Below are 3,121 nucleotides of genomic sequence, written 5' to 3'. Positions count from 1 at the left end.
GGGCATCAATAGAGTGGCCGCCCGCCAGCGCAATACCCGCCTGACGGCAGGCAAAGCGTCCGCCTTCGGTGACTTCGCGGGCGATTTCCGGTGCCAGTTTATCCAGCGGCCAGCCCAGAATAGCAATTGCCATAATCGGTTTGCCGCCCATGGCGAAAATATCGCTGATGGCGTTAGTCGCGGCGATGCGTCCAAAATCAAACGGATTATCGACAATCGGCATAAAGAAATCGGTGGTGCTGATAACGCTGGTGCCGTTTCCCAGATCGTATACGGCCGCGTCGTCGCGGGTTTCATTACCCACCAGTAAGTTCGGATCAACAAACTTCGCCTGCTCGCTGTGCAGGATGGTTTCCAGCACTTTTGGGGAAATTTTACAACCGCAACCGGCTCCGTGGCTGTATTGCGTTAAACGAATAGCTTGCTCGCTCATGGACATCTCCTGTCATTGCAATCCGGATATGGTAGCGCTCATTCCTTGATGTGGTAAGAGTGACTGTCTGAATTCGGGTGTCTTTGCTCAGAATCCAGACAGTTTTGCCGTTGATATCAGAAATAACGGACGAATGCGCTCGGATCGGCAAGGTTAATCGTCGTGGATGCTTTTAGCTGCGGTGTGCCCAGATAGAGAAAACCGACGATTTTATCTTGCGGGCGACAGTCGAATGCTTCGCGAACGACCGCACTTTCGGTTAATGCACCACTGCGCCAGATACCGCCAAAGCCCTGGGCAATTGCGGCCATCTGCATAGCCATTACCGCACAACCGGCAGACATTTCTTGTTCCCACAGAGGAACCTTGTCGTTTTCTTCACATTTCGCCACCACGGTAATAATCAGCGGTGCGCGAAACGGTGCGCTGCGCGCTTTTTCCTGGGCTTTCTCGTCACTGCCTGCGGCAATCGCCCCTTTTTCAAGCACCGCGCTAAAACGCTCACGCCCTTCGCCCTCAATGACAAAGAATTGCCACGGTTGCAGCGTTTTGTGGTCTGGCGCGCGCATTCCCGCACGCAGAATGTTTTGCAGCTGCTCTCCTGTCGGGGCCGGCTCGACGAGACGAGAGGCGCTACGACGGGTAATCAGTAATTCGAGTGCATCCATTTGCTTAACTCCAACAATGAGATTTGTTCACAAAATTAACACGTGAGCGGATTTTGTTACAGCACAGGCGGTGATTCCTGCTGACAAGTGCCTGTCGGGTCATTACGATAGCCTCATCTTATCGCCTTTCTCCGGAATTTCGGGGTGGCGTGTTGTTAATCGGTAGGGAGAATACATGCGAACCCTGTGGCGATTTATTGCCGGATTTTTTAAATGGACATGGCGATTACTCAATTTCGTCCGTGAATTTGTGCTTAACCTGTTCTTCATCTTCTTGGTGCTGGTGGGCGTGGGCATCTGGATGCAGGTCAGCAGCAGCAATACCAGTGAACACGCTGAGCGAGGCGCACTGCTGCTGGATATCTCGGGGGTGATTGTCGATAAGCCTTCGAGCACCAGTCGCTTAAGCGTTATTGGTCGTCAGCTGTTTGGCGCCAGTTCCGATCGTCTGCAGGAAAACTCCCTGTTCGATATCGTGAATACTATTCGCCAGGCAAAAGATGATCGCAACATCACCGGCATTGTGATGGATCTGAAAAATTTTGCCGGGGCCGACCAGCCTTCCATGCAGTATATCGGTAAAGCGCTGCGGGAATTCCGCGACAGCGGCAAACCGGTCTTTGCCGTGGGCGATAACTTCAGCCAGGGGCAGTACTACCTCGCCAGTTTCGCCAATAAAATTTATCTCTCTCCGCAGGGTTCCGTTGATCTGCACGGCTTTGCCACCAACGGTTTGTACTACAAGTCCCTGCTCGACAAGCTGAAAGTTTCCACGCACGTGTTCCGTGTCGGGACTTATAAGTCTGCCGTAGAACCGTTCATTCGTGATGATATGTCTCCTGCCGCGCGCGAGGCCGACAGCCGCTGGATCGGCGAGCTGTGGCAGAACTATCTCGACACGGTCGCTGCCAACCGCCAGATCCCTGCTCAGCAGGTGTTCCCGGGCGCACAGGCCATGCTGGACGGTTTGACAAAAGTCGATGGTGATACCGCGAAGTATGCGCTCGACAACAAACTGGTGGATGCACTCGCTTCCAGCGCTGAAGTCGAAAAAATGCTGACCAAACAGTTTGGCTGGAGCAAAGCGGATAAAAATTATCGCGCCGTCAGCTATTACGATTACTCGCTGAAAACGCCAGCGGATACTGGGGACAGCATTGGCGTCGTCTTCGCGAATGGCGCAATTATGGACGGTGAAGAAACCCCTGGGAATGTGGGCGGTGACACGACTGCCGCGCAGATCCGCGAAGCGCGTCTTGATCCGAAAGTGAAAGCAATTGTGCTGCGCGTGAACAGCCCTGGCGGCAGCGTCAGCGCTTCCGAAGTCATTCGCGCTGAGCTGGCTGCGGCAAAAGCAGCAGGCAAGCCGGTTGTCGTGTCCATGGGGGGCATGGCGGCATCCGGCGGGTACTGGATCTCCACCCCAGCAAGCTACATTGTGGCGAACCCCAGCACGCTGACCGGTTCAATCGGGATCTTTGGCGTGATCAACACTGTGGAAAACAGTCTGGATTCCATTGGTGTACACACCGACGGCGTGGCGACATCCCCACTGGCGGATATCTCCATCACCAAAGCGTTACCACCTGAAGTGCAGCAAATGATGCAACTGAGCATCGAGAACGGCTATAAGCGCTTTATCACGCTGGTCGCAGATGCGCGTAAGACAACGCCTGAGCAGATTGACAAAATCGCGCAGGGCCACGTCTGGACCGGCCAGGATGCGAAAGCCAACGGTCTGGTAGACAGTCTGGGTGATTTTGATGACGCCGTGGCGAAAGCGGCTGAGCTGGCCAAACTGAAGCAATGGCACATTGAGTATTATCAGGACGAACCGACATTCGTTGATATGGTGATGGATAGCATGTCCGGTTCCGTTCGTGCCATGCTGCCTGAAGCTATCCAGGCGATGCTCCCGGCGCCGCTCGCTTCTGCGGCGAGTACGGTTAAAGCGGAGAGCGATAAGCTGGCCGCGTTTAACGATCCGCAAAACCGCTATGCGTTTTGCCTGACCTGCGCC

Annotated in this window: 3 protein-coding genes; 1 reads left to right on the top strand and 2 read right to left on the bottom strand. The window is 54.5% G+C overall.

What is annotated here, in order from left to right; all coding sequences use genetic code 11:
* Positions 1-433 (bottom strand): selenide, water dikinase SelD (gene selD / locus FDW94_RS24295; protein WP_249358542.1); only part of this gene is annotated, 433 nt, incomplete at its 3' end.
* Between the two features lie 116 nt (positions 434-549).
* Positions 550-1,101 (bottom strand): NAD(P)H nitroreductase, encoded by a 552-nt coding sequence (locus FDW94_RS14905; RefSeq protein WP_008784540.1) that lies wholly within the window; start codon positions 1,099-1,101, stop codon positions 550-552.
* Between the two features lie 175 nt (positions 1,102-1,276).
* Between FDW94_RS14905 and sppA the strand changes: the two genes are divergently transcribed.
* Positions 1,277-3,121, top strand: a 1,845-nt coding sequence (gene sppA / locus FDW94_RS14900) for a signal peptide peptidase SppA (RefSeq protein WP_137378019.1), incomplete at its 3' end; no start/stop codon positions are given.

Origin of the sequence: Citrobacter sp. wls757 (assembly GCF_005280935.1) — a bacterium.
Lineage (GTDB): Bacteria > Pseudomonadota > Gammaproteobacteria > Enterobacterales > Enterobacteriaceae > Citrobacter > Citrobacter portucalensis.
The sequence above is the reverse complement of the archived record's forward strand: the minus strand, read 5'-3'. Positions and strand labels throughout refer to the sequence as shown.